Origin of the sequence: Streptomyces sp. NBC_00080, from assembly GCF_045041255.1 — a bacterium.
Taxonomy (GTDB): domain Bacteria; phylum Actinomycetota; class Actinomycetes; order Streptomycetales; family Streptomycetaceae; genus Streptomyces; species Streptomyces coriariae.
This window is the reverse complement of record NZ_CP108235.1, coordinates 1,666,666-1,691,604: the sequence shown is the minus strand read 5'-3', so window position 1 is coordinate 1,691,604 and position 24,939 is coordinate 1,666,666. Positions and strand designations below refer to the sequence as shown.

Here is a 24,939-nt window from a genome sequence, read left to right as displayed (position 1 = left end):
TGGGTTCCCCGGGCAACGGGTTGTCCACAGGGCGGTACTCCGGACGTCTGACCAGGTGAAGAGTTGTCCGCCGAAAGTTGCCCGGCAGGCCGACCGCATTCGATGATGTTGGTGCTTGATCGCACCTGTTCGAATTAGTGGGGGTTTGATGCCCGAGATCGCCGACAACGGCCGTACCTGGCTCCTTTCGGGGCCGACGAGCAGCTACGCCCTCCACCTCACCGAGGCCGACGAGCTGGTCCACCTGCACTGGGGTCCGGGCATCGCACTCGGGGACGCCGAGGCGCTCGCCGCCCTCCCGCCGTCGGAGCGGGGGGCGTCCTTCGAGTCCCCGCTCGACGGCCGGGAGGAGTACCCGGTCGAGGGCGGCCCCCGCTTCGTCCGGCCCGCGCTGTCGGTGCGCACGGACGAGCGGCGCGGCACCGAGTGGTCCTACGAGGGCTTCGAGGCCGACGGCGACGGGCTGCGGCTGCGGTTCCGGGACGCCGGGCTGGCCGTCACCCTGCACTACCGGATGCGCGGCGACGTCGTCGAGCGCTGGACGACCCTGCGCAACGACGGTGAGGGGCCGCTGGAGCTGCTGCGCGCCGACTCCGCCACCTGGACCCTGCCGGAGCGCGACGACTGGCGGCTGTCGCAGCTGCACGGCCGCTGGGCCGCAGAGTCCCGGCTCACCCGGTCTCCGCTCACCTACGGCGAGCAGGTCATCGGCAGCCGTCGCGGCCACACCGGGCATCAGCACCTGCCCTGGGTCGCCCTGGACACCGACGCGACCGAGGAGCGCGGCGAGGTCTACGGCTGCGCCCTCGGCTGGTCGGGCACCTGGCGGATCGCCGTCGCCCAACTCCCGGACGCGCGCGTGCAGATCACCGGGGGTGTCGGGTACGACGACTCGGGGCTGCTGCGGCTGGCCGCGGGGGAGTCCTTCACCACCCCCGTCTTCGCCGGCCTGTGGAGCGACGCCGGCTTCGGCGGGGCGAGCCGCACCTGGCACGCCTACCAGCGCGCGTATGTCGTCCCGGACGCCGAACAGGACCGGCCGGTGCTGTTCAACTCCTGGGAGGCCACCTACTTCGACATCTCCGAGGAGCAACAGGGCGCGCTCGCCCGGCGGGCCGCCGCGATCGGCGTGGAGCTCTTCGTCGTCGACGACGGCTGGTTCGGGGCGCGCACCGGCGACCACGCCGGGCTCGGCGACTGGCGGCCCAACCCCGACCGCTTCCCGCACGGGCTGAAGCCCCTCGCCGACCAGGTGCACGACCTCGGCATGCAGTTCGGCATCTGGGTCGAGCCCGAGATGGTCAACCCGGACAGCGAGCTGTACCGGGCGCACCCCGACTGGGTGCAGTTCCAATCCGGACGAAGGCGGACGGAGTTCCGCAATCAGCTCGTGCTGAACCTCGCGCGCGAGGACGTCCAGGAGTACCTCTGGGAGCAGCTCCACGGGCTCCTCTCCAGCGCGCCCGTCGACTATGTGAAGTGGGACTTCAATCGCTGCTTCACCGACGCCGGCTGGCCGGACGAGCCCTACCCGCAGCGCCTCTGGGTCGATCACGTACGGGCCCTGTACGCGCTCCTGGACCGGTTGCGGGAGGCTCACCCCGGGGTCGCCTTCGAGTCCTGCTCCGGCGGCGGCGGGCGCATCGACCTCGGGATCATGAGCCGCACCGACCAGGTGTGGACCTCCGACAACACCGATCCGCTCGACCGGCTCGACATCCAGCACGGCTTCAGCCAGATCCACCCTGCCCGGGTCATGGCGGCCTGGGTCACCGACAGTCCCAACGCCCAGCTCAACGGTCGGGTCAGCTCGCTGCGCTTCCGTTTCGTCAGCGCCATGGCCGGCGTGCTCGGTGTCGGCGGGGACCTCTCGCAGTGGAGCGAGGAGGAGCTCGTCGAGGCGCGCCGATGGGTGGACCTCTACAAGGAGATCCGGCCGCTCGTGCAGCAGGGCGACCTCCATCGGCTGCGGCCCCCGGCGGGCGGCCTGAGCGCCGTCCAGTACGTGCGCGGTGACGAGAGTGTCGTCCTCGCCTGGCTCCAGGCGCAGCGGTTCGGCGAGCCCGTCCCGGCGCTGCGGCTGCGCGGACTCGACCCGACAGCATCGTACGAATGCCGTGAAACGGGCGAAGTCCACCGGGGGGCGGTGCTGCTTCATCACGGGCTGCGCACCGGACTGCGAGGCGACCTTGATGCGACGGTTATCCGGCTGCGTCGCATCTGAGGTTTCTGTCCGAATTGAAGCCTTAATTCCAACTCGCTCTGGAATAAAGGAACCTGGAGAGCTGTCACGTGAGCAGCGTCATATCCGTGACCGTACGTCGTCCGTCATGTTCACGTAATCCGCATGCTTTTCCAGGGTGCTTGGCGGTGAACGGGCCCCCTGTCTCACGGAGTGTGACCGGGGATTCGCACAGCGGATCAAGAGAAAGGCGTTAGCGGCGCAACCTCTGCTTGTCCCTGTGCGTCCTGGTCGCTTACGTTCCACACCAATCCGGACGGACGCCGAATCCTGCCACCGCCCGGAGTCCGCACACTCACCCGTATCTGGCAGGAGCGGGGGACCCACAGGCACAACCGCCTGTTCCGGTCTCCGGAACAGGCTTTGGGGTAAAGCCGCGCCTCGGCGCGGCCGGGCATCTCCAGTCCGCACCCGACAGCTCACCTCGCAGGCGCCGGAGAGGAATTCGCCATGCCCGCGAAGGGTAAGCACCGCCGTCCGAAGACCCAGCGCTTCACTCGTTCCATAGCCGTCGCCGGAACGGGCGGCGCCGCGCTCGCCCTCCCGCTCATAGGTGCCGCCGGCGCACACGCGGCCCCCGCGCAGTCCGTCGCGCAGTCGGCTTCCCAGGCCGTTCCGGAAAAGGCCGTGCAGTCCGTGCCGGTGGCGCAGAAGACGGCCACCGCCACGACGGCCACGTCCTACACCGTGCGCTCCGGTGACTATCTGTCGAAGATCGCCGACGAGCAGAACGTCAGCGGCGGCTGGCAGAAGCTGTACCAGGACAACCGTCAGGCCGTCGGCAGCGACCCGTCGCTGATCCACCCCGGGCTGAAGCTCTCGATCGGCAAGAAGGCCGCGAGCACCGGTTCGTCGTCCGGCTCGTCGTCCGGTTCCTCCTCGTCCGCCCCGTCGAAATCGAAGGCGTCCGGAACCAAGTCGTCGTCCTCTTCGTCCTCTTCCTCCTCGTCGTCCGGTTCGTCCTCCTCGAAGGCGGTCACCCAGGCCGCCGAGAGCGGTACCGGTTCCTCCAGCGGTTACGCGCTGCCGGTGGCGGGCGCCACCGTCGGCACCGCCTACCACACGGCCGGCAGCATGTGGTCCAGCGGCTACCACACCGGCACCGACTTCGTCGTCCCGACCGGCACCTCCCTCAAGGCCGTGGGTGCGGGCACCGTCGTCTCCGCGGGCTGGGGCGGCGCGTACGGCAACCAGGTCGTCATCAAGCTCGCCGACGGCTACTACGCCCAGTACGCCCACCTGTCCCAGCTCTCCGTCTCGGCCGGCCAGACCGTGACCGCGGGCCAGCAGGTCGGCCTCTCCGGTGCCACCGGCAACGTGACCGGCCCGCACCTGCACTTCGAGATCCGCACCACGCCGGACTACGGCTCCGACGTGGACCCGATCGCCTACCTCCGCTCGCACGGCGTCTCCGTCGGCTGACCTCCTCCGACTCCGACGACCTCCCGCCTGACAGCGGCCGAAGGCCGGACCCCGATCCCCGGGTCCGGCCTTCGGCACGTCCGGGGACGGCAGGGCCGGGCAGGCGGTGTCGGACTTTGCGCGTTCATGATCGTTCTATTGCGTTCAGTACGACCACCTGAAGACGTACTACGTCGGCTACGGCGCCAACACCAACACCAACACCACGACCCGGCTGCGCCGCTATGTCGGTGAGGCGGGGGTACGTCCGCTGATCCACGACTACACCGAGCCGCTGCTCGTCGCGAACGAGCCGAACCACGTCCGTATCGTCTCCGACGGTTCGGCCGTCCGCTGGTGGAACAACGGCCGGCTCGTCTTCGACCACACCGACCCGGAGCCCTGCACGGGCGGGCACTTCGCCTTCCGCACCACCTGGAGCCATTTCCGGATCAACGACTTCCGGGCGTGGTCCCTTATTCCCTGATTGGCGAAGTCTTTAAGGGTGTCTTATCTCACCGCCCGTCAACCCCTTCCTACGATCGCGTAGGTCACATTCGAAGGTGAATGATGAACTGCTGTGGCAGACGATTCGAAGAGTGACGACAGATCAGTGATCGGGTCGTACGTGGCGGTGGGGGACAGCTTCACCGAGGGCGTCGGCGACCCAGGTCCCGACGGGGCGTTCGTCGGCTGGGCGGACCGCTTCGCGGTCCTCCTCGCGGACCGGCGGCCCGAGGGCGACTTCAACTACACCAACCTCGCGGTCCGCGGGAAGCTGCTCGACCAGATCATGGAGGACCAACTCCCCAGGGCCGTGGAACTCGCCCCGGACCTGGTCTCCTTCTGCGCGGGCGGCAACGACATCCTCCGTCCCGGTACCGACCCGGACGAGGTCGCCGAGCGTTTCGAACGCGCGATCTCGGCCCTGACCGCCGCAGCCGGCACGGTCATGGTGACCACCGGCTTCGACACCCGTGGCGTCCCCGTGCTCAAGCATCTGCGCGGCAAGATCGCCACCTACAACGGGCACGTCCGCGCCGTGGCCGACCGCTACGGCTGTCCGGTCCTCGACCTGTGGTCGCTGAAGTCCATCCAGGACCGCAGGGCGTGGGACGGCGACCGGCTCCATCTCTCCCCGGAGGGGCACACGCGCGTGGCACTGCGTGGTGGGCAGGCCCTCGGCCTCGAGGTACCGGCCGACCCGGAGCAGCCCTGGCCGCTGCTCCCGCCGCGCGGCACCCTGGACGTACGGCGCGACGACGTCCAGTGGGCGCGCGAGTACCTGGTGCCGTGGATCGGACGGCGGCTGCGCGGGGAGTCCTCCGGCGACCACGTGACCGCCAAGGGCACTCTGTCGCCGGACGACATCAGGATGCGGATAGCCGCCGTGGCCTGAACCGCCGACCGGGTGGGCGCGGCCGGTCGCGGACGACGCACGGCCGGCCGCTCCACCAGTGAGGTGATCGCACGGGAGTGGTGCCCGGGCGGGGCCGGGCACGGGTGCTGGGATGACCGCACCCGCACCTGGCACCGCCCGACACCTCCAAGGACCGGTCCCGCATGCCCTTTCCCCGTACGCCCGTCGCCGCGGCCCTCGTCTCCCTGCTCGCCCTGGGCGTCCCCGCACTCACCGCGCCCACGGCGGCCGCGCTGCCCGCCCACCCCGCTGCGGCGGCCCGTTGGTTCGCACCGGACAGTCCCGCCACCGTCACGGTGACCGGCGAGGGCAGCGCGAGCGCGCCGCCCGACCTCGCGGTCGTCGGCGCCGGCGTCGAAGCCTCCGCCAAGACCTCGCAGTCCGCGCTGGACGCGCAGAACGAGGCGGCCGCCGCGCTGCTGGCCGCCGTCCGCGCGCAGGGCGTCGCCGACCGGGACATCCGTACGGAGAGCATCTCCCTCGACGCCGTCTACGACCACACGGGCGGCGCGGCCCGTCTGGCGGGCTACCGGGCCACGCAGTCCTTCTCCGTGAAGGTGCGCGAGGTGACCAAGGTCGGCGCGGTCGTGCAGGCGGTCACCGACGCCACGGGGGAGGCCGGGCGGATCGGCTTCGTGGCCTTCGACGTCTCCGACCCCGCCCCGCTGCGGGCCGGCGCACGCGAGGCCGCGCACGCCGACGCCCACGCCAAGGCCGAGCAGTACGCCCGCCTCGGCGGCCGCCGCCTCGGCCGGCTCGTCTCGCTCAGCGAGGACACGTCCAGCTCCCCGCGCCCGGCGCCGTCGGCCGCGGACACCCCCGGTGCGGGCCTCGGCGGTGTGCCCGTCGCGCCCGGTGAGATCCGCGCGACGGCGACGGTGACGGCGGTGTACGAGCTGGACTGAGCCGCCCGCCGGAGCCGGTCACGGGCCCGGCCGAGCACCGGACCGCCGTTCCGGCCGCGCTCGCCGTTCCGGCCGCACCCTCGCGTCGTCGCTGCCCCCTCGCGTCCCTGCCGCGCTCGCGCGGTTGCTGTGCCGCGGTCGGGTGGTGGGCAGTCCCGGTGGGTTCCGGGAACGTGGCGGGAGCCGGTCTCTCAGGACTTCTGGGTGCTCAGCGTCTCGGGGCCCAGACCGAGTTCACGGGCCAGCGCCTCGTCGACCCACTCCTGGGCGCGGGCCCGGGACACCGTGCCCGCGTAGGACGTCAGCTGTACGGCGAGTCCGTCGAGCAGGGCCGTCAGGCGCAGGGCCGTGCCGGCCGGGTCCGGGCAGCGGAACTCGCCCGCGGCCACGCCCTCCGCGATCACCTCGGCCAGCGCCGCCTTCCACTCCCTGTCGAGATCCCGCGCGACCTCCCGCAGCGCGGGCTCGCGCAGCGACACCGCCCAGCCCTCGATCCACAGCCGCCAGCCCTTGGCCTGACCCGTGGGCGCGTACCAGCGCACCGCCGACCGCAGTCGGCGCAGTGCGGTGGTACGGCGGCCGACCAGCTTGCGCAGCCGCGCCAGGTCGCCCTCGGCCGCGTAGGCGAACGCGTCGGCGACCAGCTTCTCCTTCGTCGAGAAGTGGTAGAGCACCAGGGCGTTGCTCACACCGAGGGCCGCGGCCACGTCGGCGATCCTGACCGCCGCCACGCCCCGCGCCTCGATCTGCTCGATGGCCGCCCGCAGCAGCTCCTCGCGCCGCTCGGCCACACTCAACCGGACCCTCACCACGCCGTCACCCTAATCCGTCGGCGTGCGCGGCGACGGGCCGGTCCGTGGCGGCGGACGCTCACGGAGCGGGCCGGTACCGCCCGAAGCGTTCCGCGATCACCGGCAGCCGCTGCTCGGCGATCGTGTGCGCGGCGGCCCGCGGTGTGGTGCCGTCCGTCTCGGCGCGGGCCAGCACCAGTTCCACCAGGGCGCGCATCGAGCGGCGCGTGTAGGCGAAGGCCTCCGCCGCGTCCGCGCCGATGTCGCCGAACAGCGTCCACCACCACCAGGCGTTCGTCCCGGAGTTGACGACGACGTCCGGCAGCACGCTCACCCCGCGCGCGTGCAGCAGCTTCTCCGCCTCCGGCAGGACCGGCATGTTGGCCGCCTCGGCGATCCACCGGGCGCCGATCCGCGCCTGCTCCTCGACCCCGATGGCGTACGACACGGCGGCCGGCACCAGCACCTCCGCCTCCACCGACAGCCAGGCGTCACCCGGCAGCTCGAGGTCCGCGGGGCGCAGCACGGCGCGGTCCACCGTGCCGTGGGCGTCCCGCGCGGCCAGCAGCGCCTCCACGTCGAGACCGGCCGGGCAGGCGATCGTGCCCTTGACGTCGGCGACGGCCACCACCGTCAGCCCCGCGCGCGTGAGGAACCGGGCAGTGGCCCCGCCCATGGTGCCGAACCCCTGGAGGGCGACCCGCGTCCCTGCGTACGCCACCCCGTCCCGGTCCAGCGCGGTGAGCACGGACTCGGCGACCCCGCAGCCGCCGACCAGCTCGTCCAGGCCGATGCCGTCCACCTCGACGGCGAACGCGGCGGCGAGCCGCTCGCGCGCGGCGGAGGCGTCGTCCAGCAGCGGGTAGACCGCCTGCACGGACGACACCAGCCCCGCTTCGGCGGCCGCCCGGTCCACCAGGTCCTGGGTCAGCCCCAGGTCCTCGCCGGTGGTCCAGCAGCTCTCCACGTACGGCCGCACCGCCCGCAGGTACCGCACCAGCAGTCCGTACGCCTCCGGGTCCCGGGGATCACAGTCGATGCCGCCCTTGGCTCCGCCCAGCGGGACGTAGCGGGCCTCGGGGTCGTAGTGCAGCGCCTCCTTGAGGCTCATGCCGCGGGCGAGGCCGGTCACCTCCTCCAGGGTGCAGCCCGCCCGCATCCGCAGCCCGCCGCTGCACACGCCGCGCACGAGCCGGTCGACGACCAGGTGGCCCTGGCGCCCGGTGACGTGATCGGTCCAGGTGAGCGACAGGAAGGGGGCGGTCATACGGACTCCGCGACCGGCGGGCCGGTACGGCCGAAACGGCTGGTACTGAACAGTGGGTCAGTATCGGAACGCAGGGACGCCGTGTCAAAGCAGGCTCGCGGCGGAATGGCCGGGGTGACCACCGGCGTTGTCGGAGCGGGCACCCATAATGGAATGCCTCAGCGACTCCACCTGGAGGTACCGTGTCCGGTTTCCGTTCCCTGAGCTCCGGGCTCCGCGCTCTACAGCCCGCGGCCTTCGGCGCGGATCCGAGTGGCGAGCGCCTGGCGCGCATCCGCAGATCGCCCCACTTCAAGGACGGGGTCTTCCAGAACCCCGGCGGACCGGCGCGGACCCGTCCGTCGGGTTCCACGCTCGACTTCGCCAAGGTCTTCTTCGACAAGGAACAGCGCCCCCGCCGCGCCCCCGCGGGCACCGTACCGGTGCACCCCACCACGCTCGCCGACCTCGCCAAGCCGCCGGCCACGGGGCTGCGGCTGACCTGGATGGGGCACTCCAGCGTGCTCGCGGAGATCGACGGGCAGCGTGTCCTGTTCGACCCCGTCTGGGGCGAGCGCTGCTCCCCCTTCCCCTTCGCGGGGCCCAAGCGGCTGCACCCGGTCCCGCTGCCGCTGGCCGCGCTGGGCCCGGTCGACGTCGTCGTCATCTCGCACGACCACTACGACCATCTGGACCTGCCCACGATCAAGGCGCTCGCGGACACGGACACCCTGTTCGCCGTGCCGCTCGGCGTCGGTGCCCACCTCGAGCACTGGGGCGTGTCCGCCGACCGGCTGCGCGAGCTGGACTGGCACGAGGCGACGAAGGTCGGCGGGCTCACCCTGACCGCCACCCCGGCCCGGCACTTCTGCGGCCGCGGTCTGCGCAACACCCAGCACACCCTGTGGGCCTCCTGGGTCGTCGCGGGCGACGAGCACCGGATCTACCACAGCGGTGACACCGGCTACTTCGAGGGCTTCCGGGAGATCGGCGCCGAGCACGGCCCGTTCGACGCGACCATGATCCAGATCGGGGCCTACTCGGACTTCTGGCCCGACATCCACATGACCCCCGAGGAGGGCATGCGTGCCCACCTGGACCTCCAGAGCGGTACCGGCGGAGTGATGCTGCCGATCCACTGGGGCACGTTCAACCTCGCCACCCACGCGTGGACCGACCCGGGGGAGGGCACCCTGGCCGCCGCGCGGGCCGCCGGGGCGCGGGCCGCCCTGCCCAAGCCCGGCGAGCCCTTCGAGCCCGCCGCCGAGACCGTCCCGGGCGAGCCGTGGTGGCGGGAGGTGGCACTCGCGCCGGCCGCCGGATGGCAGCCTCTGGTCGCGACGGTAACCAAGGCCAAAGCCGATACTGAGAGTGATGAAAGTCGGGGTGTCGTCGAAGGCGGCGACGCGCCGGAGGCTGTCCCGGCGGGCTGACGGGGGCCGGAGGCGTTCGACCGTGCGGGCCGGGGAGTGAAAAGCTCCCCGGCCCGCACAGTCGTTTCCGGACCATCTCCGACCAGGTCTGATCGCGTGCTTTCCGTGTTGTCCTCCGGGTGGCGCGGCCTTATCGGTCTGTCGTGCGAAGCCTCATACCAGAGCGGGACGCTCGCTGGGTGACTTTGTCAACTGCCCACCGCACCTGACACGTTGCCGACTACTGTGAGTGGCCGTCGGGCGACGCCGGGCCGAATTCTTCGGCTCTCCCGACCGACAGCCAGGCTCGACGGACCAGTACGAGGACACCGATGTCTCACCTCCGCGCACCCGCCACACGCGCCGACCGCCGTGAGGGCGGACGGCACGGGCGGCCGGTCGCCCGCCCCGCACCGGCGTCGGCCGAGACACACATACGGCCCCAGCTGCTGCGGCTCGCCGTGCTCCCGCCGACCGCGGTCGCCCTCAGCGCCTGCGCGGTCGTCCTGTTCACCGTGCGCTCCACCCACGTCCGGCCCGGCGTGACCCTGTGGGCGGTCCTCGCCGGTGCCGTCGCGGTGACCGGCGTCGGCATCGTCATCGCCGCCGTGGCCGCGGACCGCGCCGCCCGCTCGGTCAGCGACCGTGTCGCGGCCCTGCGCCGCGGCAGCGCGCGCGGCGAGGCCGAGCTGCGTGCCGTCATCGAGGCGCTGCGCCGCGGCGAGGTCCCGCCCCGGCGCACGTCGCGCGGCGGACCGCCCGGCGACGCCGACGACTTCGAGCTGCTCGCCGCCGACCTGGCCCGGGCCCACGAAGGGGCCGTCACCGCCGTCGTACAGGCCGCGCAGCTGTCCAGCCAGGCCGGCAGCGAACAGAAACTGGAGGTCTTCGTCAACCTCGCGCGGCGCCTTCAGTCCCTGGTGCACCGCGAGATCTCGATCCTCGACGAGCTGGAGAACGCGATCGAGGACCCCGATCTCCTCAAGGGCCTCTTCCACGTCGACCACCTCGCCACCCGCATCCGCCGGCACGCCGAGAACCTCGCCGTCCTCGGCGGGGCCGTCTCCCGGCGGCAGTGGAGCAACCCGGTCTCCATGACCGAGGTGCTGCGCTCCGCCATCGCCGAGGTCGAGCAGTACGCACGGGTCAAACTCGTCCCGCCCATCGACGGCGAACTGCGCGGCCACGCCGTCGCCGACGTCATCCACCTGCTCGCCGAACTCGTCGAGAACGCCACGGTGTTCTCCGCCCCGCACACCCAGGTGCTGTTGCGCGCGAACCTCGTCACCTCCGGACTCGCCGTCGAGGTCGAGGACCGCGGGCTCGGTATGCCCGTCGAGGAGCAGAGCAGGATGAACGCTTTGCTCGCCGACCCCGACCAGGTCAACGTCGGCCGTCTGCTCGCCGACGGCCGCATCGGCCTGTTCGTCGTCTCCCAGCTCGCCCGGCGGCACGGCATCCGGGTCCGTCTCCAGAGCAACATCTACGGCGGTGTCCAGGCCGTCCTCGTCGTGCCGCAGGCACTGCTGGGCTCCGCTCCGGGCGTCCCCGGGGCAGTGCCGCGCGGACCGGACACCGACGGCGGCGGCCTGCCCCTCGTGCCCGCCGCACCCCCCGCGGTGGCCGATCCGGTACGGCCGCCCCTGCCGCCCGCCCCGCAGTCCCACGCCGCCCGGACCCCCGATCCCGGACAGCCGCGCGGCCCGCGCCACACCGCGGACGTGGGCCGTCCGACGGGCTTCGCGCATCCGCAGGACGCGCCGGGCCCGGGCGGGCCCTCGGCGCCGTCCCCCGGACGGGACACCGACGGCGCCGGACGCTCGTTCGGCCCGGCGCGGGCGCAGGGCTCAGGCACGCGCCCCGGCCCCTCGGCCGGCTCGCCGGAGGCCTGGAACGTCCCGGGCACGGTCCAGAACCCCACCCCGGCTCCCGCCCCGACCCCGGCCCCGTCCCCGGCACGGGACACGTCCGGGTCCGGGGTGCCCGTGGTCGCCCCGCCCTCGCAGGGTCACCCGAGCGGCGCCGGCCCGGCCCACGCCGCCGCGCCGCCCCCGCACCCCGCCCCCGCCGAGCCGATGCCGCAGCGGCCGGGCGCCCCCGCGCCGCTGCCCGTCCGGGGCGCCCGAGCGGCACGGGCCAACCCGGCCGAGGCCGTGCCCGGCATCCGGCGCGCCGACCGGCCCGTCGTCGAGGAGCACGCCGGCATCGCGCCCACCCCGCGCGTCGGCGCGGTGCGCGGCACCATGGGCAAGCCCCAACTGCCCCGCCGCCGGGCCCAGGAGCACCTCGTGCCCCAGCTGCGCGGCGGCCCCGCCCCGCGCCAGGACTTCGAGCAGCCCGCCGGCCACGACCCCGGCCTGATGGCGGCCTTCCAGCGCGGCATCGGCCTGGCCGAGGCCCAGCAGAGCCTGGAGGCGGACGTCCCGGACCCGGTACCGCCGCGCCCGCCGGCCCCTCTCGAAGTCCTGCTCGACCCGGCCGCCCACCCGGCGTCGGACCACGGCCGGCGGCCCGGAAGCCACGGTGCCGTGGGCGACACCGCCCCGGTCGGGGGCCCGGAACAGGCCCGGCCGGCACCCCTCCCCGTCGCCGCCGACGTACGACCGCCGCACCCGTCCCGCATACCGCAGGCGCGCCCCACGCCCACCGCCGCGCCGCCCGAGGCGTACGGCGCGGGTGACGGGCCGGACCTGCCCGGTCCCGAACGATCCACCGCCCGGCACGACGGGAGCGCACCAGCCGGATGAGCACGGTCACCCCCACCCCCAGCGCTCCCGCAGACCTTCGTACCCCAAGGAGTCGATCCACCATGGCGAGCGATGCGCCGACCGGCCAGGTATCCGATCTCGACTGGCTGATGAGCGGCCTCGTGCAGCGCGTACCGCACACCACGAGCGCGGTGCTGCTCTCCTGCGACGGACTGGTGAAGTCGGTCCACGGCCTCGACCCGGACAGCGCCGACCACATGGCCGCCCTGGCCTCCGGCCTGTACTCCCTCGGCCGCAGCGCCGGCGTCCGGTTCGGCGACGGCGGGGACGTGCGGCAGGTCGTCGTCGAACTCGACTCGACGCTGCTGTTCGTCACCACCGCGGGCTCGGGCGCGTGTCTCGCGGTGCTCGCCGGCCGGGAGGCCGACGCGGCGGTGCTCGGTTACGAGATGTCGATGCTCGTCAAGAGCGTCCGGCCGTATCTCATGACCGCGCCCCGGCAGCACGCCGTCGAACCGTCGGTGATGGGGCCTTGAGCGTGGCGGCGGCCGGCGACGGGCCCTGGCTCGACGACGCGGCCGGGCGGCTGGTGCGCCCGTTCACGGTCAGCGGGGGCCGGACCAAGCCCAGCGTCGCCCTCGACCTGATGTCGCAGGTGATGGCCACCGGGGCGACCCCCCTCGGCTACCTCGGTCCCGAACACGCGACCGCGCTCCACCTGACCCGCGCGCCCGTGTCGGTGGCCGAGATCGCGGCCCATCTGAAGCTGCCGGCAGCGGTCACCAAGGTGCTGCTCTCCGATCTCCTCGACTGCGGGGCGCTGACCACCAAGCCCCCCGAGTACCACCACATCCCCACCGACCGGGCCCTTCTGGAGGCAGTGCTCGATGGACTACGACGACAGCTCTGAGTACGACGCGTACGACGAGCACCGCGAGTACGGCGCCCGCGACGGCGGCGGCTCCGACCCCTTTCCCACGGCGCTGAAGATCCTGGTCGCGGGCGGTTTCGGGGTCGGCAAGACGACCTTCGTCGGCGCCGTGAGCGAGATCGCGCCGCTCAGCACCGAGGAACTGCTCACCACGGTCAGTGCCGCCACCGACAACCTCGACGGCATCGAGAACAAGGTCGAGACGACCGTCGCCATGGACTTCGGCCGCATCACCCTCGACCCGAGCCACGTCCTCTACCTGTTCGGCACACCCGGCCAGGAGAGGTTCTGGTTCATGTGGGACGAACTGTCCGAGGGCGCCCTCGGAGCGGTCATCCTCGCCGACACCCGCCGCCTCGAGGAGTGCTTCGCGGCCGTCGACTTCTTCGAGGAACGCGGACTCGCCTTCATCATCGCCGTCAACGAGTTCGACGGCTCCCACCGCTACAACCCCGAGGAGGTGCGCGCCGCCATCGACCTCGCCCCGGACGTCCCCGTCGTGCGCTGCGACGCCCGTATCTCCGCGTCCGGGGTCCAGACCCTGCTCACCCTCGTCAAACACCTCATCGCCCACGCACCGGCCGCACCCCAGCCGAGCCGCGGCGCCCACATGTGATCCCCGCACCCGACGCCCCGGAGCCGCATATGACGTACGTCCACAGCGACGGAACCCGGCCATGAGCTACGACCCGCCGCGCCCGGCCGGTCGTCTGTTGCTCACCCCGGAGGACAGGGAAGCCCCCGCCCGTGCCCGCAGGCTGCGCAGACTCGGCCTCGGGGCACAGCCGGAGCCCGCTCTGGACGCCTTCGCGGACCGCCTGGCCGAGGTGGCCGGTGCGCCGTACGCCATGGTCAACTTCCTCGACGAGGAACGGCAGTTCTTCGCCGGGCTGCACACCCCGCAGGGCGGCCGGGCCGCGCGCGGCGGCAAACCCGAGGTGGGCCGCCGACTGCCCCGCGACTACGGCTACTGCCCGCACGTCGTCGCGCGGCGCAAGGCGCTGGTGCTCGAGGACGTGGGCGACTACCCGCGCTTCGCGGGCAACCCGGTCGTCGACGAGTACGGCATCCGCTCCTACCTCGGCGCCCCGCTCATCGACACGAGCGGCATGGTGCTGGGCACGGTGTGCGTCGCCGATCTCACGCCCCGGCCCTGGGGGAAGGCCGGCCTGGCGACGATCAAGTCGACGGCCGCCGAACTCGCCGGACACCTTCAGCGGCGGGAGACCGACGGGTTCCCGGAGCCGTGAGGTACGCGGGTCAGGGGGCCCGCCAGATGTTGTCGAAGGCCGCGTCCTCGATGGACCGACGCTGTCGTACGGCCTCGAGTTCCGCCACCGCGTCGCCGACCGCTGCCAGGACCGTCACGACCGTGTCGCCGGGGAGGTCCGGGAAGCCGTCGGCGGGCTCCTCGCGCAGACCCACGGCGGCGCCCAGCGCGGCGAGGACCGGCTCGTCCGCCGCCCAGCGCCCGGTGGCGTGGCGACGCGCCGGTGAGTCGAGCGGCTCCGTCCCCGCCGACCGGAACGGGAGCCGGCCGTGACGCGCCCGGCCGGTCAGCCCGTCCGCCTCGAACCGGGCGGAATAGGCCGCGGCCAGGCCGCTGCCGCGCCGCCACAGCCAGTCCTCGACCGACTCGTACGGCGCCGCCCGTACGAGTGACGCCGCGGCCTCGGCCAGGAGGCGGTCGTCCGGTGCCGGCGCCGTGCCGGGCACGAGGAGGTCGCCGTCGAGGGTCACCGCTCCGGTCCCGACGAGATCGATCACCTCGGCGCCCGCGAGGGCCAGGGACAGTTCGCCCTGCCCTGCGGGGCGTACGGGCGCCACGTCCATCGCGACGAGCAACAGGTCCCGTGCTGTGGTCATCGAGGGCTCCATGTCAGTCGGCCGGCCTGGTGAGGGTTGCGGTCCAGGGTGGCACGCCCCACCGTGGTGTGCGGGAAGCCGGTCCGGGCGAGCGGGCCACCCGTGTGAAGCGGAGCTGTGGCGGCGCTTAAGAAAAGCTCGATGGACCGGGCCGGTGAAGTGCGGCAGATTGCTGGGCGAATCCACATGTCTTCCCGGATGCGGGGCCCTTCGGGCTGCTCGCGCCCGGGCCCTCACCACAGGAGCCGTAGCGTGAAGGCGCTGGTCAAGGAGAAGGCGGAGCCCGGACTGTGGCTCGCGGACGTCCCCGAGCCGGCCGTCGGGCCCGGCGACGTGCTGATCAGGGTGCTGCGCACCGGTATCTGCGGCACGGATCTGCACATCCGGTCCTGGGACGGCTGGGCGCAGGCGACGATCAGCACCCCGCTCGTGCTCGGGCACGAGTTCGTCGGCGAGGTGGTCGGCACCGGCCGCGATGTCGCCGACATCCAGGTGGGGGACCGGGTCAGCGGTGAGGGGCACCTCGTCTGCGGCAAGTGCCGCAACTGTCTGGCCGGGCGCCGCCATCTGTGCCGGGCGACCGTCGGGCTCGGCGTCGGCCGTGACGGCGCCTTCGCGGAGTACGTCGCCCTGCCCGCGTCCAACGTGTGGGTGCACCGGGTCCCGGTGGACCTCGACGTGGCGGCGATCTTCGACCCGTTCGGCAACGCCGTGCACACCGCGCTGTCCTTCCCGCTCGTCGGCGAGGACGTGCTGATCACCGGCGCCGGGCCGATCGGCCTGATGGCCGCCGCCGTCGCCCGGCACGCGGGTGCCCGCAACGTCGTCGTCACCGACGTCAGCGAGGAGCGGCTGGAGCTGGCCCGCAAGATCGGTGCGAGCCTCGCGCTCAACGTGTCGCAGGAGTCCATCGCCGACGGGCAGCGTGAGCTGGGGCTGCGTGAGGGCTTCGACATCGGTCTGGAGATGTCCGGCCGGCCCGCGGCGCTGCGCGACATGATCGCCAACATGACGCACGGCGGCCGGATCGCCATGCTGGGGCTGCCCGCCGAGGAGTTCCCGGTCGACTGGGCCCGGATCGTCACCTCGATGATCACGATCAAGGGCATCTACGGCCGAGAGATGTTCGAGACCTGGTACGCGATGTCGGTGCTGCTGGAGGGCGGCCTCGACCTCGCCCCCGTGATCACCGGCAGGTACGGCTACCGCGACTTCGAGGCGGCCTTCGCCGACGCCGCGAGCGGCCGCGGCGGCAAGGTCATCCTCGACTGGACCGCGTGAGCCACCTGCGTTTCCCGCTTTCCTGCGTTTCCCGCGTTCCTGCTTCCTGCGCTTTTTAGGAGCTTCCTGATGTTCGACTCCGTGCGCGACGACGTGCGCGCCACCCTCGACGAGATCCGCGCCGCCGGTCTGCACAAGCCGGAGCGGGTCATCGGCAGCCCGCAGTCGGCGACGGTCGCCGTCACCGCGGGCGGCCGGCCCGGCGAGGTCCTCAACTTCTGCGCCAACAACTACCTCGGCCTCGCCGACCACCCCGAGGTCGTCGCCGCCGCCCACGCGGCCCTCGACCGCTGGGGCTACGGCATGGCGTCGGTGCGCTTCATCTGCGGTACGCAGGAGGTGCACAAGGAGCTGGAGGCCCGTCTTTCGGCCTTCCTCGGCCAGGAGGACACGATCCTGTACTCCTCCTGCTTCGACGCCAACGGAGGGGTCTTCGAGACGCTCCTCGGGCCCGAGGACGCGGTGATCTCGGACGCGCTCAACCACGCCTCGATCATCGACGGCATCCGGCTGTCCAAGGCCCGCCGGTTCCGCTACGCCAACCGTGATCTGGCCGACCTGGAGCGGCAGTTGAAGGATGCCTCCGACGCGCGGCGCCGGCTGGTCGTCACCGACGGCGTCTTCTCCATGGACGGCTACGTGGCGCCCCTCGCCGAGATCTGCGACCTCGCCGAGCGCTACGACGCCATGGTCATGGTCGACGACTCGCACGCGGTCGGCTTCGTCGGTCCCGGCGGTCGCGGCACGCCCGAGCTGCACGGCGTGATGGACCGCGTCGACATCATCACCGGCACCCTCGGCAAGGCGCTGGGCGGCGCGTCCGGCGGTTATGTGGCCGCCCGGGCGGAGATCGTCGCGCTGCTGCGCCAGCGCTCCCGCCCGTACCTCTTCTCCAACACCCTCGCCCCGGTCATCGCCGCCGCCTCGCTGAAGGTCCTCGACCTGCTGGAGTCGGCCGACGACCTGCGGGTGCGGCTCGCCGAGAACACCGCGCTGTTCCGCCGCCGGATGACCGACGAGGGCTTCGACATCCTGCCCGGCGACCACGCCATCGCGCCCGTGATGATCGGCGACGCGGCGAAGGCGGGCCGGATGGCCGAACTGCTCCTGGAGCGCGGGGTGTACGTGATCGGCTTCTCCTACCCGGTGGTCCCGCAGGACCGGGCCCGCATCCGGGTCCAGCTGTCCGCCGCGCACTCCACGGACGACGTCAACCGCGCCGTCGACGCCTTCGTCGCGGCGCGGTCGGAACTGCAAGCGTCCGAGCCGCAGGCGGTCTGAACACAGCGGGGCCGGGGCCGACGGCGGTCCCGGCCCGTGGCTGATCGGGCCGGGAGGCGGTCTGAGGGGCTCGGACATATTGCGATAATCGATCCATGATCGAAGCGCGGCGGCTCCACATCCTTCGTGCGGTGGCCGACCACCGCACGGTGACCGCGGCTGCCGCCGCGCTGTATCTCACCCCGTCCGCCGTCTCCCAGCAGCTGACTGCCCTGGAGCAGGAGACCGGCCATCGGCTGGTCGAGCGGAGTGCCAAGGGCGTACGGCTCACCCCGGCAGGCGAGATCCTGCTCACCCACACCAACGCCGTCCTGGCCCAGCTGGAGCGGGCCGAGGCGGAGCTGGCCGCCTACAGCTCCGGAGCGGCCGGCACGGTCACGGTCGCCGCCTTCGCGACGGGGATCGCCCTGGTCGTGGCGCCCGCGGTGGCCCGGCTGGCCGGTACCGCCCCGGGGATCCGGATCCGCGTCCAGGACGCCGAGGGCGACGCCAGTCTGCCGATGGTGCTCGACCGGCAGGTCGATGTCGCGGTCGCCGTCGAGTACCGCGGGGCCCCGGCCGCCGACGATCCGAGACTGGCGCACGTCCCGCTCTACGCCGAGCCCTTCGACGCGGTCGTCCCGGTCAGTCACCGTCTCGCCGACGCCCCCGAGGTTCCACTCGCCGAACTGGCCAAGGACCCGTGGATCGGTCCCTACCCGGGCAACCCCTGCCATGACGTGGTCGTCCTGGCCTGCGAGAACGCCGGATTCCAGCCCCGTCTGGAGCACTCCTCGGACGACTTCCGCGCGGTCGTCGCCCTGGCCTCGGCCGACGCGGGCGTCGCGCTCGTCCCGCGTTCGGCGCTGCGCGGCATGGACCTCACAGGGGTGGTCGTACGGCCGGTCGACGGGGTGGCGCCGACCCGGCGGGTCTTCGCGGCCGTCCGCCGGGGAGCGGAGGGGCATCCGCTGATCCGGCCGGTGCTGGAGGCGCTGGGCGAAGCCGCACGCGTGTGAGCCTTGTGAGCTTTCCGTAACCTCACCGTCCCATATCAGGGATAGCATCCCGGATATGGGACACGAGACAGGCGGAGCGGAGAGGGTCGGGGTGCCGGACCCCGTCGATGTGCGGATCGCCGGGCGGCTGGCCGAGTTGCGGGCCGAACGCGGTTGGTCGCTGGGGGAGTTGGCGGAACGCAGCGGGGTGAGCCGGTCGACCCTGTCGCGGGCCGAGCGGGCGGAGACCAGTCCGACCGCCGCGCTGCTGAACCGGCTGTGCCATGTCTACGGGCGGACCATGTCCCGGCTGCTCAGCGAGGTGGAGGCGGAGCCCGCGCCGCTGGTGCGCGCCGACGAGCAGTCCGTCTGGGAGGACCGGGCCTCCGGGTTCGTCCGGCGCTCCGTGTCGCCGCCGCACCCCGCGCTGCGCGGCGAACTGGTCGAGGGCCGGCTCGCCGTGGGCGCCGACATCGCCTACGACCGGCCGCCCGTGGCGGGCCTGGAACAGCACATCTGGGTGCTGGAGGGCGCCCTGGAAGTGACGGCCGAGGACACCGGGCATCAGCTCGGCGTCGGGGACTGCCTGCGCCTGCGGGTGTGGGGCCCGACCCGGTTCCGGTGCACGGGCGACGAGGACGTGCGGTACGTGCTGGCGGTGGTGCTGCCATGACCGTGACCCGGCTCGACGCCCCCCGACTGCGCGCCCGCGCGGCGGAGTTGGCCGACCTGCTGGTCGACGCGGTGGACGACGGCGCCTCGCTCGGCTTCCTCGCCCCGCTCGACCGGACGGCGGCCGAGGGCTGGTGGAAGGACCGGGCGGAGGGTGTCGCCGCCGGGCAGCTCGCGGTCTGGGCGGCGCAGGACGGGGACCGTGTCGTCGGCACCGTCGGCCTGGCCTTCCCCGACAAGCCCAACAGCCGCCACCGCGCCGAACTCGTCAAGCTGATGGTCCACCGGGACGCCCGCGGGAAGGGCCTCGGCCGCACCCTGCTGACCGCCGCCGAGGAGAGCGCCGCCGCGGCCGGTGTCACCCTGCTGCACCTGGACACCGAGACCGACAGCCCCGCCGAGCACCTGTACCGCATCGCCGGGTGGACCAGGGCCGGAGTGATCCCGGACTACGCGGCGAGCCCGGCCGGGGTCCTGCGCCCGACCACCCTGTACTACAAGAATGTCGGCGTCGGGTGACTGTCAGTGGCAGCGGCTACCGTGCGGAGCATGCCGGACGCCGAAGACGTACGCCGTATCGCCCTGTCCCTGCCGGACACCACGGAGAAGATCTCCTGGAACATGCCCACCTTCCGGGTCGCGGGGAAGATGTTCGCCACGCTGCCCGAGGAGGAGACCTCCCTCGCCGTGCGCTGCCCCAAGGAGGAGCGCGACGAACTGGTGCTCGCCGAGCCGGGGAAGTTCTGGATCGCCGACCACGAGGCACAGTTCGCCTGGGTGAGGGCCCGCCTCGCCGCCCTGGAGGACGAGGACGAGCTGCGGGACATCCTTGCCGACTCCTGGCGCCAGGCGGCCTCGCCGCGCCTGCTCGACGCGTACCCGGAGCTGGGGGCGGCCCCGGGGGGCTGACGGTGCCCGGCGGCCGGGCGCGGGAAACGGGTGCGCGACCATAGACCCGAGTGCGGTATGGTTTCCATGCGTGTTCGGCCAGGGGAAACCCCAGGTCAGGCGGGCAACGGGACGTGGCGCAGCTTGGTAGCGCACTTGACTGGGGGTCAAGGGGTCGCAGGTTCAAATCCTGTCGTCCCGACCAGCTTCATCGCAGGTCGGAAGGTCGTTTCCACGAAAGGGTGGAAGCGGCCTTCGTTGTTTTCCACGCGGTCGGCCCGGACAGACGCGGCGCAACGCGGTGACGTGTCCGCGCCGTCCCGTGCTGTGAGTCGGCCGGACCGGCTGTGGATTCCCCCAACCCCGAGTGACGACCCCCGGCCCCGCTGCCAGGATGAGGCGCCATGACCGCAGGGCACGGCAAGGCCGACAAGCATGACAAGCACCTCGGACTCCACGACTTCGCCAAGGCCGAGAGGCACCGCACACCGCACGGCGCGGCACGCGCGAAGCGGGCCGGCAAGGCGGCACCCGCCGACGAGTCGACGACCGCGCTGGCGCTGGCCGCGCGGGGCGGTGACGCGGCGGCCGTCGAGGGGTTCGTACGCGCCCTGCACCACGACGTCCTGCGGTACGTGGCCCATCTGAGCGCCGACCCGCAGGCGGCGGACGATCTGGCGCAGGACACGTTCCTGCGGGCCCTGAGCGGCCTGCACCGGTTCGAGGGGCGTTCCTCGGCGCGGGCGTGGCTGCTGTCCATCGCGCGCCGGGCGGTGATGGACAGCTTCCGGTCCGCCGCGGCCCGGCCGCGCCTGTCGGACCGGACCGACTGGCAGACGGCCGTCGAACTGGCCCAGCCACGCGGACTGCCCGGCTTCGACGACGGTGTCGTCCTGCTGGATCTGCTGGCCGCGCTGCCGGAGGACCGGCGGGAGGCGTTCGTGCTGACCCAGTTGCTGGGGCTGCCCTACGCGGAGGCGGCCGAGGTGAGCGGCTGCCCGGTCGGCACCGTCCGCTCCCGGGTGGCCCGCGCCCGCGCCACACTGGCCGGCCTGCTCACCGAGACGAGCGATCCTGCGGTCGCCGCAGCCCCCGCAGCTCGTCGACCTTCGTCAGCCGGGCCACACCGAGATAGACCAGGACGAGGGTGAGGGAGCCGGCCGCGAGGGCGGCCGCGGTCGACACGGTGCCGCCGCCCAGCGCGCTCGCGCACACGGCGTCGGCCGCCCACCCCGCGACGGCGGCGAGGCCCGCCGCCACCAGCAGCTTGGTGTACGTGCGCCGCAGCGCGCCGTCGTCCAGACGCCCGCCGGTCCGGCCGCGCAGCCGGCGCGCGGTGAGGGCCAGCCCCGCAAGGTAGGACAGCGTGTAGGCCCCCGCCATGCCGGTCACCGCCCAGCGGTCGGGCAGCAGCAGGTGGCAGGCGGTGGCCAGGGCGATGTTCACCGCCGCGATCCAGAGCGCCATGAGGAACGGCGTGCGGGTGTCCTCGAAGGCGTAGAAGCCGCGCAGGAGGAGGTACTGCGCGGAGAACGGGATCAGGCCGAGTCCGAACGCCTGGAGCATGTGGCCGAGCGGCTGCGCGGAGGCCGTGTCGGCCGCGCCGTGCGCGAACAGCAGGGTGGCGATCCGCGGACCGAGGGCCAGGAACAGGAACGCGGCCGGGACGACGACGACCCCGCTCACCCGCAGCCCGCGCGACAGATCGGCGCGCACGTCCGCGAGCCGCCCCTGGGCGACGGCGCGGCTCATGCGCGGCAGCAGCGCGGTCACCAGGGAGACGGTGACCACCGACTGCGGCAGCATCCAGATGGTCTGCGCGTAGGTGTACGCCGTGTAGCCCGCGCCGGCGTCCGGCAGCCTCTGGTCCACCGTGGTGGCGTAGTTGGTCACCACGGTCAGCGAGACGAGGTTCGTCAGGACGAGCAGCAGGGTCCACTTGGCGGCGTGCACACCGGAACCCAGGCCGGAGCCGCGCCAGTCGAACCGCGGGCGGAAGCGGAACCCGGCGGCCCGCGCGAACGGGACCAGCGCGAGGGCCTGCACCGCGATGCCGACGGTCGTCCCGACGCCCAGCAGTCGGACCTGGGCGTCGGTGACGTCGGCGACCTCCGTCGGCACGGTCATCAGCCCGAGGTAGGCGCCGAACATGCCCAGCAGCACGACGTTGTTGAGGACCGGCGTCCACATCATCGCGCCGAACCGCTCGCGGGCGTTGAGCACCTGTCCGTAGATGTTGAACAGGCCGTAGAAGAAGATCTGCGGGAGCAGGAACCGGGCGAAGACCACGGTGAGCCGGTACGCCGCGTGGTTGTCCGGGGTGTCGCGCATGTACAGCGAGACGATCTGCGGGGCCGCCCACACCGCCACTGCCGTCCCCACGGCGAGGACCGACACGACCAGGGTGACGAGCCGCTGCTCGTAGGCCCGCCCGCCGTCCGGGTGGGTCGCCCTCGCCCGCACCAGCTGCGGCACCAGCACGGCGTTCAGCGCGCCGCCGATCAACAGGGTGTAGAGGCTGGTCGGCACGGTGTTCGCGGTGTTGTACGTACTGGCCAGCAGGCCGGTGCCCAGGGCGGCGGCCTGCAGGACCTGGCGGATCAGCCCGGTCGCCCGGGACGCGATCGTGCCGAGGGCCATCAGCACCGACGAGCGCGCCGCCCCGCCCTTGCCGACCTCGTGTTGCTCGGACTGCCGCTGTGTTGTCGCCCCCATCGGGCCAACCTACGTCAGAAGGCTCCGGGAGCCCCAACCTCCTTGCTCGTAGCGGTGGTTGGCGCCTCAGGGGGTCACCTGCGGCTGCGCACCCGCTCGCCGCGCGGCGGGCTGATGAACTGGAGCTCCAGCGTGAGGGGCGGCGCCGCGATCCCCGGGCCGCCCGCCGCCGCCCAGGTCAGGATCTCCTCCGTGCAGTCGTCGTCCATGGCGAAGCCGACCCAGGTGGCCCGGCCGCCGGCCCGGCGTCCGTCGGCCGAGGGCTGGACGACGATCACGTTGGCCTGGTCGCAGGGGCCCAGGCAGTCGGTCGTGCGGACCTCGAAGGCGCCGGCGGAGTCGGCGGCGGCCGCCCGCAGCCGCTCCAGCTGCCAGGCGTGGTCGTAGCCGGGGTGTTTGCCGCCGTCGCCGCAGCAGCAGCCCCTGCACACCACGAGGGTGCAGGGACGACTGCGGGCGGCGCCCACCAGGGCGCGACGGCCGGCCGGCGCGGGGATCACGCTCAGGAGGCCGAGAGGCCGACGTGGGCCAGGGCCTGCCGCAGCAGGAACCCGTGCCCGCCCGGCATCTCGCTCTGCACCGCGAGCGAGGCGGCCTCCTGCGGGCTGAACCACACCAGGTCCAGCGCGTCCTGGCGGGGACGGCAGTCGCCGGTCACCGGCACGATGTAGGCCAGCGACACCGCGTGCTGACGGGGGTCGTGGTACGGCGTGACGCCCTGCGTGGGGAAGTACTCGGCCACCGTGAACGGCTGGAGCGAGGTCGGTACCCGGGGCAGCGCCACCGGACCGAGGTCCTTCTCCAGGTGGCGCAACAGGGCGTCGCGGACGCGCTCGTGGTGCAGGACCCGGCCGGATACCAGGGTGCGGCTGACCGTGCCCTCCGGTCCCATCCGCAGCAGCAGGCCGACGCTGGTGACTTCGCCGCTGTCGTCGACGCGCACGGGCACGGCCTCGACGTACAGGATCGGCATACGGGCGCGTGCCATCTCGAGCTCGTCGGAGCTCAGCCAACCCGGCGTGGTTTCGGTCAAGTCAGACATTGCTTGATCATACTTTCAGTGTCCGTCGGGAAGCCGGTAGGCCCGGCGGGCGTTGTCGGCTCCGGCCCAGCGTGCCAGGCGAAGCGCGTCGGGCAGGCCCAGTTCGTCGGCGTCCACCCGGTCCTGGAGCAGATCCCCCAGTCCCCTGCGGAAGGCCAGCGCGCCGAGCCCGTAGAACTCCGCCACACCATAGGCGTCCGAGCTGTACAGCAGTTTGCGGAACGGTGTGATCTCCAGCGCCTCCTCCAGGACCGCCCGCGCTCGTGGGGGACCCACATGATGCAGGGTGAGCCCCACATCCAGGTAGACCTGCTCGAACACCGCGGCCAGATAGGCGGCCTGGCGCTGGTAGGGCCAGCAGTGCAGCAGCAGGACCGGGATGGTGCCCGCCGTCAGGTGCAGCCAGTCCGTGAGACGGCTCGGGTCCACCCGGTGCAGCCGGATGTCGTTGTCGCCGAAGCCGGTGTGCAGTTGGAGGGGGAGCCCCAGGTCGACGGCCGTCCACAGCAGGTGCCGGACCAGCACCGGGTCCGCCAGCCGTCCGCCGCCCGCCAGCCAGCGCCGGGCGGCCCGGGTGACCTCGGCGTCCGGGGGCCGGGCCGGGTCGAGGTCGAAGCCGGTCCGGTAGGCGGCCACCGACTTGACCGCCACCACCCCGGGCCGCCGCACCGCGTCCAGGGCGGCCGCGCGGAACGCGTCGGCGTACCCGTCGGCCTCGACACCCCGGGTGGCCACGGCCTCCGCGACGGATTCCAGCCGGACGACCTCGTGGGCGACCGCCGGACCGCCGGCCGCGGCCGCCGCGGCCAGCTCGGCGGGCGTGGTGATGCGGTGCGGGGCGAACCCGGTGTCGACGCAGAACACGCGGGTCCGGGCGGCGGCGAGGAACCGCCGGTTCACCTCCCGCGGACCCAGTTCGGCGCGCCGGGCCAGGTAGACGTCGGCCGGGGCGTGCCGCTCCAGGTCGAGCAGCGGCGCGCAGTGGCGGCGTACGGCCACCCCGGCGGGTGTGTCGAAGGCCGAGTGGCCGGGCCACCGGTCGCCCTCGGTGAGCAACGCCTCGAAGCCAGGCCGGTCCAGGGGGTCGGTGACGACGCCGTGGCAGTGGTGGTCCACCAGCTCCAGCTCGGCGAGGGCCTCGTGGACCGGTCCGCCGGTCAT

At 72.9% G+C, this 24,939-nt stretch carries 24 protein-coding genes, 1 tRNA gene, 1 pseudogene and 1 riboswitch; of the genes and pseudogenes, 19 read left to right on the top strand and 7 right to left on the bottom strand.

Annotated elements, in window-relative coordinates; translation table 11 throughout:
• The first annotated feature begins 148 nt into the window (after positions 1-148).
• From OHU34_RS07550 to OHU34_RS07530, 5 genes and pseudogenes are all read left to right on the top strand, one after another.
• On the top strand, positions 149-2,224 hold the full coding sequence (locus OHU34_RS07550) for an alpha-galactosidase (RefSeq protein ID WP_142267117.1): 2,076 nt from the start codon (positions 149-151) through the stop codon (positions 2,222-2,224).
• A gap of 304 nt (positions 2,225-2,528) precedes the next feature.
• A riboswitch (cyclic di-AMP (ydaO/yuaA leader) is annotated at positions 2,529-2,688 on the top strand.
• Positions 2,689-2,692: 4 nt separating this feature from the next.
• Positions 2,693-3,664, top strand: coding sequence for a peptidoglycan DD-metalloendopeptidase family protein (locus OHU34_RS07545; protein ID WP_405765474.1), 972 nt, complete (start codon positions 2,693-2,695; stop codon positions 3,662-3,664).
• 145 nt (positions 3,665-3,809) lie between these two features.
• Positions 3,810-4,130 (top strand): annotated as a pseudogene (locus OHU34_RS07540) (DUF6250 domain-containing protein); the annotation flags it as partial.
• A gap of 126 nt (positions 4,131-4,256) precedes the next feature.
• Positions 4,257-5,042: an SGNH/GDSL hydrolase family protein gene (locus OHU34_RS07535; RefSeq protein WP_142268175.1), complete on the top strand. Its 786-nt coding sequence runs from the start codon at positions 4,257-4,259 to the stop codon at positions 5,040-5,042.
• A 164-nt stretch (positions 5,043-5,206) separates the two neighbouring features.
• Positions 5,207-5,968 carry an SIMPL domain-containing protein gene (locus tag OHU34_RS07530; RefSeq protein WP_142267119.1) on the top strand — a complete coding sequence of 254 codons (762 nt, stop codon included), beginning with the start codon at positions 5,207-5,209 and terminating at the stop codon, positions 5,966-5,968.
• Between the two features lie 191 nt (positions 5,969-6,159).
• On the opposite strand, the gene OHU34_RS07525 is transcribed toward OHU34_RS07530, so the two are convergent.
• Together OHU34_RS07525 and OHU34_RS07520 are read right to left on the bottom strand one after the other, a co-directional pair.
• On the bottom strand, positions 6,160-6,780 hold the full coding sequence (locus OHU34_RS07525; protein ID WP_230194082.1) for a TetR/AcrR family transcriptional regulator: 621 nt from the start codon (positions 6,778-6,780) through the stop codon (positions 6,160-6,162).
• A gap of 58 nt (positions 6,781-6,838) precedes the next feature.
• A complete protein-coding gene (locus tag OHU34_RS07520) occupies positions 6,839-8,026 on the bottom strand; it encodes a Glu/Leu/Phe/Val dehydrogenase dimerization domain-containing protein (protein ID WP_142267121.1) in 1,188 nt (395 codons plus the stop codon).
• A 182-nt stretch (positions 8,027-8,208) separates the two neighbouring features.
• Between OHU34_RS07520 and OHU34_RS07515 the strand changes: the two genes are divergently transcribed.
• From OHU34_RS07515 to OHU34_RS07490, 6 genes are all read left to right on the top strand, one after another.
• Positions 8,209-9,438, top strand: a complete 1,230-nt coding sequence (locus OHU34_RS07515) for an MBL fold metallo-hydrolase (protein ID WP_405765470.1) — start codon at positions 8,209-8,211, stop codon at positions 9,436-9,438.
• Between the two features lie 311 nt (positions 9,439-9,749).
• Positions 9,750-12,164, top strand: a complete 2,415-nt coding sequence (locus OHU34_RS07510) for an ATP-binding protein (protein WP_405765468.1) — start codon at positions 9,750-9,752, stop codon at positions 12,162-12,164.
• A 62-nt stretch (positions 12,165-12,226) separates the two neighbouring features.
• Positions 12,227-12,661 carry a roadblock/LC7 domain-containing protein gene (locus tag OHU34_RS07505; RefSeq protein WP_020129489.1) on the top strand — a complete coding sequence of 145 codons (435 nt, stop codon included), beginning with the start codon at positions 12,227-12,229 and terminating at the stop codon, positions 12,659-12,661.
• Between the two features lie 2 nt (positions 12,662-12,663).
• Positions 12,664-13,035 carry a DUF742 domain-containing protein gene (locus OHU34_RS07500; protein WP_020129490.1) on the top strand — a complete coding sequence of 124 codons (372 nt, stop codon included), beginning with the start codon at positions 12,664-12,666 and terminating at the stop codon, positions 13,033-13,035.
• Positions 13,013-13,672: an ATP/GTP-binding protein gene (locus tag OHU34_RS07495; protein ID WP_142267124.1), complete on the top strand. Its 660-nt coding sequence runs from the start codon at positions 13,013-13,015 to the stop codon at positions 13,670-13,672. The genes OHU34_RS07500 and OHU34_RS07495 overlap by 23 nt, the downstream gene beginning before the upstream one ends.
• A gap of 61 nt (positions 13,673-13,733) precedes the next feature.
• On the top strand, positions 13,734-14,306 hold the full coding sequence (locus OHU34_RS07490; RefSeq protein ID WP_142267125.1) for a GAF domain-containing protein: 573 nt from the start codon (positions 13,734-13,736) through the stop codon (positions 14,304-14,306).
• 10 nt (positions 14,307-14,316) lie between these two features.
• Here OHU34_RS07490 and OHU34_RS07485 read toward each other — a convergent pair whose 3' ends face one another.
• Positions 14,317-14,922 carry a GPP34 family phosphoprotein gene (locus OHU34_RS07485; protein WP_020129493.1) on the bottom strand — a complete coding sequence of 202 codons (606 nt, stop codon included), beginning with the start codon at positions 14,920-14,922 and terminating at the stop codon, positions 14,317-14,319.
• 252 nt (positions 14,923-15,174) lie between these two features.
• Between OHU34_RS07485 and tdh the strand changes: the two genes are divergently transcribed.
• The 8 genes from tdh (at position 15,175) to OHU34_RS07445 (ending at position 21,172) form a co-directional block, all read left to right on the top strand.
• Positions 15,175-16,203 carry an L-threonine 3-dehydrogenase gene (gene tdh / locus OHU34_RS07480; RefSeq protein WP_020129494.1) on the top strand — a complete coding sequence of 343 codons (1,029 nt, stop codon included), beginning with the start codon at positions 15,175-15,177 and terminating at the stop codon, positions 16,201-16,203.
• Positions 16,204-16,272: 69 nt separating this feature from the next.
• Positions 16,273-17,484, top strand: a complete 1,212-nt coding sequence (locus OHU34_RS07475) for a glycine C-acetyltransferase (RefSeq protein WP_142267127.1) — start codon at positions 16,273-16,275, stop codon at positions 17,482-17,484.
• A gap of 95 nt (positions 17,485-17,579) precedes the next feature.
• Positions 17,580-18,482 (top strand): LysR family transcriptional regulator, encoded by a 903-nt coding sequence (locus tag OHU34_RS07470; RefSeq protein WP_057604307.1) that lies wholly within the window; start codon positions 17,580-17,582, stop codon positions 18,480-18,482.
• A gap of 55 nt (positions 18,483-18,537) precedes the next feature.
• The gene (locus OHU34_RS07465) at positions 18,538-19,134 is read left to right on the top strand and encodes a helix-turn-helix domain-containing protein (RefSeq protein ID WP_142267128.1); all 597 of its coding nucleotides are present in this window, start codon (positions 18,538-18,540) and stop codon (positions 19,132-19,134) included.
• Positions 19,131-19,652, top strand: coding sequence for a GNAT family N-acetyltransferase (locus tag OHU34_RS07460; protein ID WP_405765464.1), 522 nt, complete (start codon positions 19,131-19,133; stop codon positions 19,650-19,652). Before OHU34_RS07465 ends, OHU34_RS07460 begins: the two co-directional genes overlap by 4 nt.
• Positions 19,653-19,682: 30 nt before the next feature.
• The gene (locus OHU34_RS07455) at positions 19,683-20,042 is read left to right on the top strand and encodes an MmcQ/YjbR family DNA-binding protein (RefSeq protein WP_230194074.1); all 360 of its coding nucleotides are present in this window, start codon (positions 19,683-19,685) and stop codon (positions 20,040-20,042) included.
• Between the two features lie 107 nt (positions 20,043-20,149).
• A tRNA-Pro gene (locus OHU34_RS07450) sits at positions 20,150-20,226 on the top strand.
• A 199-nt stretch (positions 20,227-20,425) separates the two neighbouring features.
• On the top strand, positions 20,426-21,172 hold the full coding sequence (locus OHU34_RS07445) for a sigma-70 family RNA polymerase sigma factor (RefSeq protein WP_142267131.1): 747 nt from the start codon (positions 20,426-20,428) through the stop codon (positions 21,170-21,172).
• Here OHU34_RS07445 and murJ read toward each other — a convergent pair.
• The 4 genes from murJ to OHU34_RS07425 all read right to left on the bottom strand — a co-directional run bounded on the left by murJ (position 21,078) and on the right by OHU34_RS07425 (position 24,939).
• Entirely contained in the window at positions 21,078-22,661 is a 1,584-nt protein-coding gene (murJ, locus tag OHU34_RS07440) for a murein biosynthesis integral membrane protein MurJ (protein ID WP_405772181.1), read from the bottom strand. The two genes, OHU34_RS07445 and murJ, sit on opposite strands and share 95 nt — an antisense overlap.
• A 149-nt stretch (positions 22,662-22,810) precedes the next feature.
• Positions 22,811-23,236, bottom strand: coding sequence for a (2Fe-2S) ferredoxin domain-containing protein (locus OHU34_RS07435; protein ID WP_235034592.1), 426 nt, complete (start codon positions 23,234-23,236; stop codon positions 22,811-22,813).
• Between the two features lie 2 nt (positions 23,237-23,238).
• Positions 23,239-23,778 (bottom strand): NUDIX hydrolase family protein, encoded by a 540-nt coding sequence (locus OHU34_RS07430; RefSeq protein WP_107095599.1) that lies wholly within the window; start codon positions 23,776-23,778, stop codon positions 23,239-23,241.
• Positions 23,779-23,793: 15 nt separating this feature from the next.
• Positions 23,794-24,939: an amidohydrolase family protein gene (locus tag OHU34_RS07425; RefSeq protein WP_142267133.1), complete on the bottom strand. Its 1,146-nt coding sequence runs from the start codon at positions 24,937-24,939 to the stop codon at positions 23,794-23,796.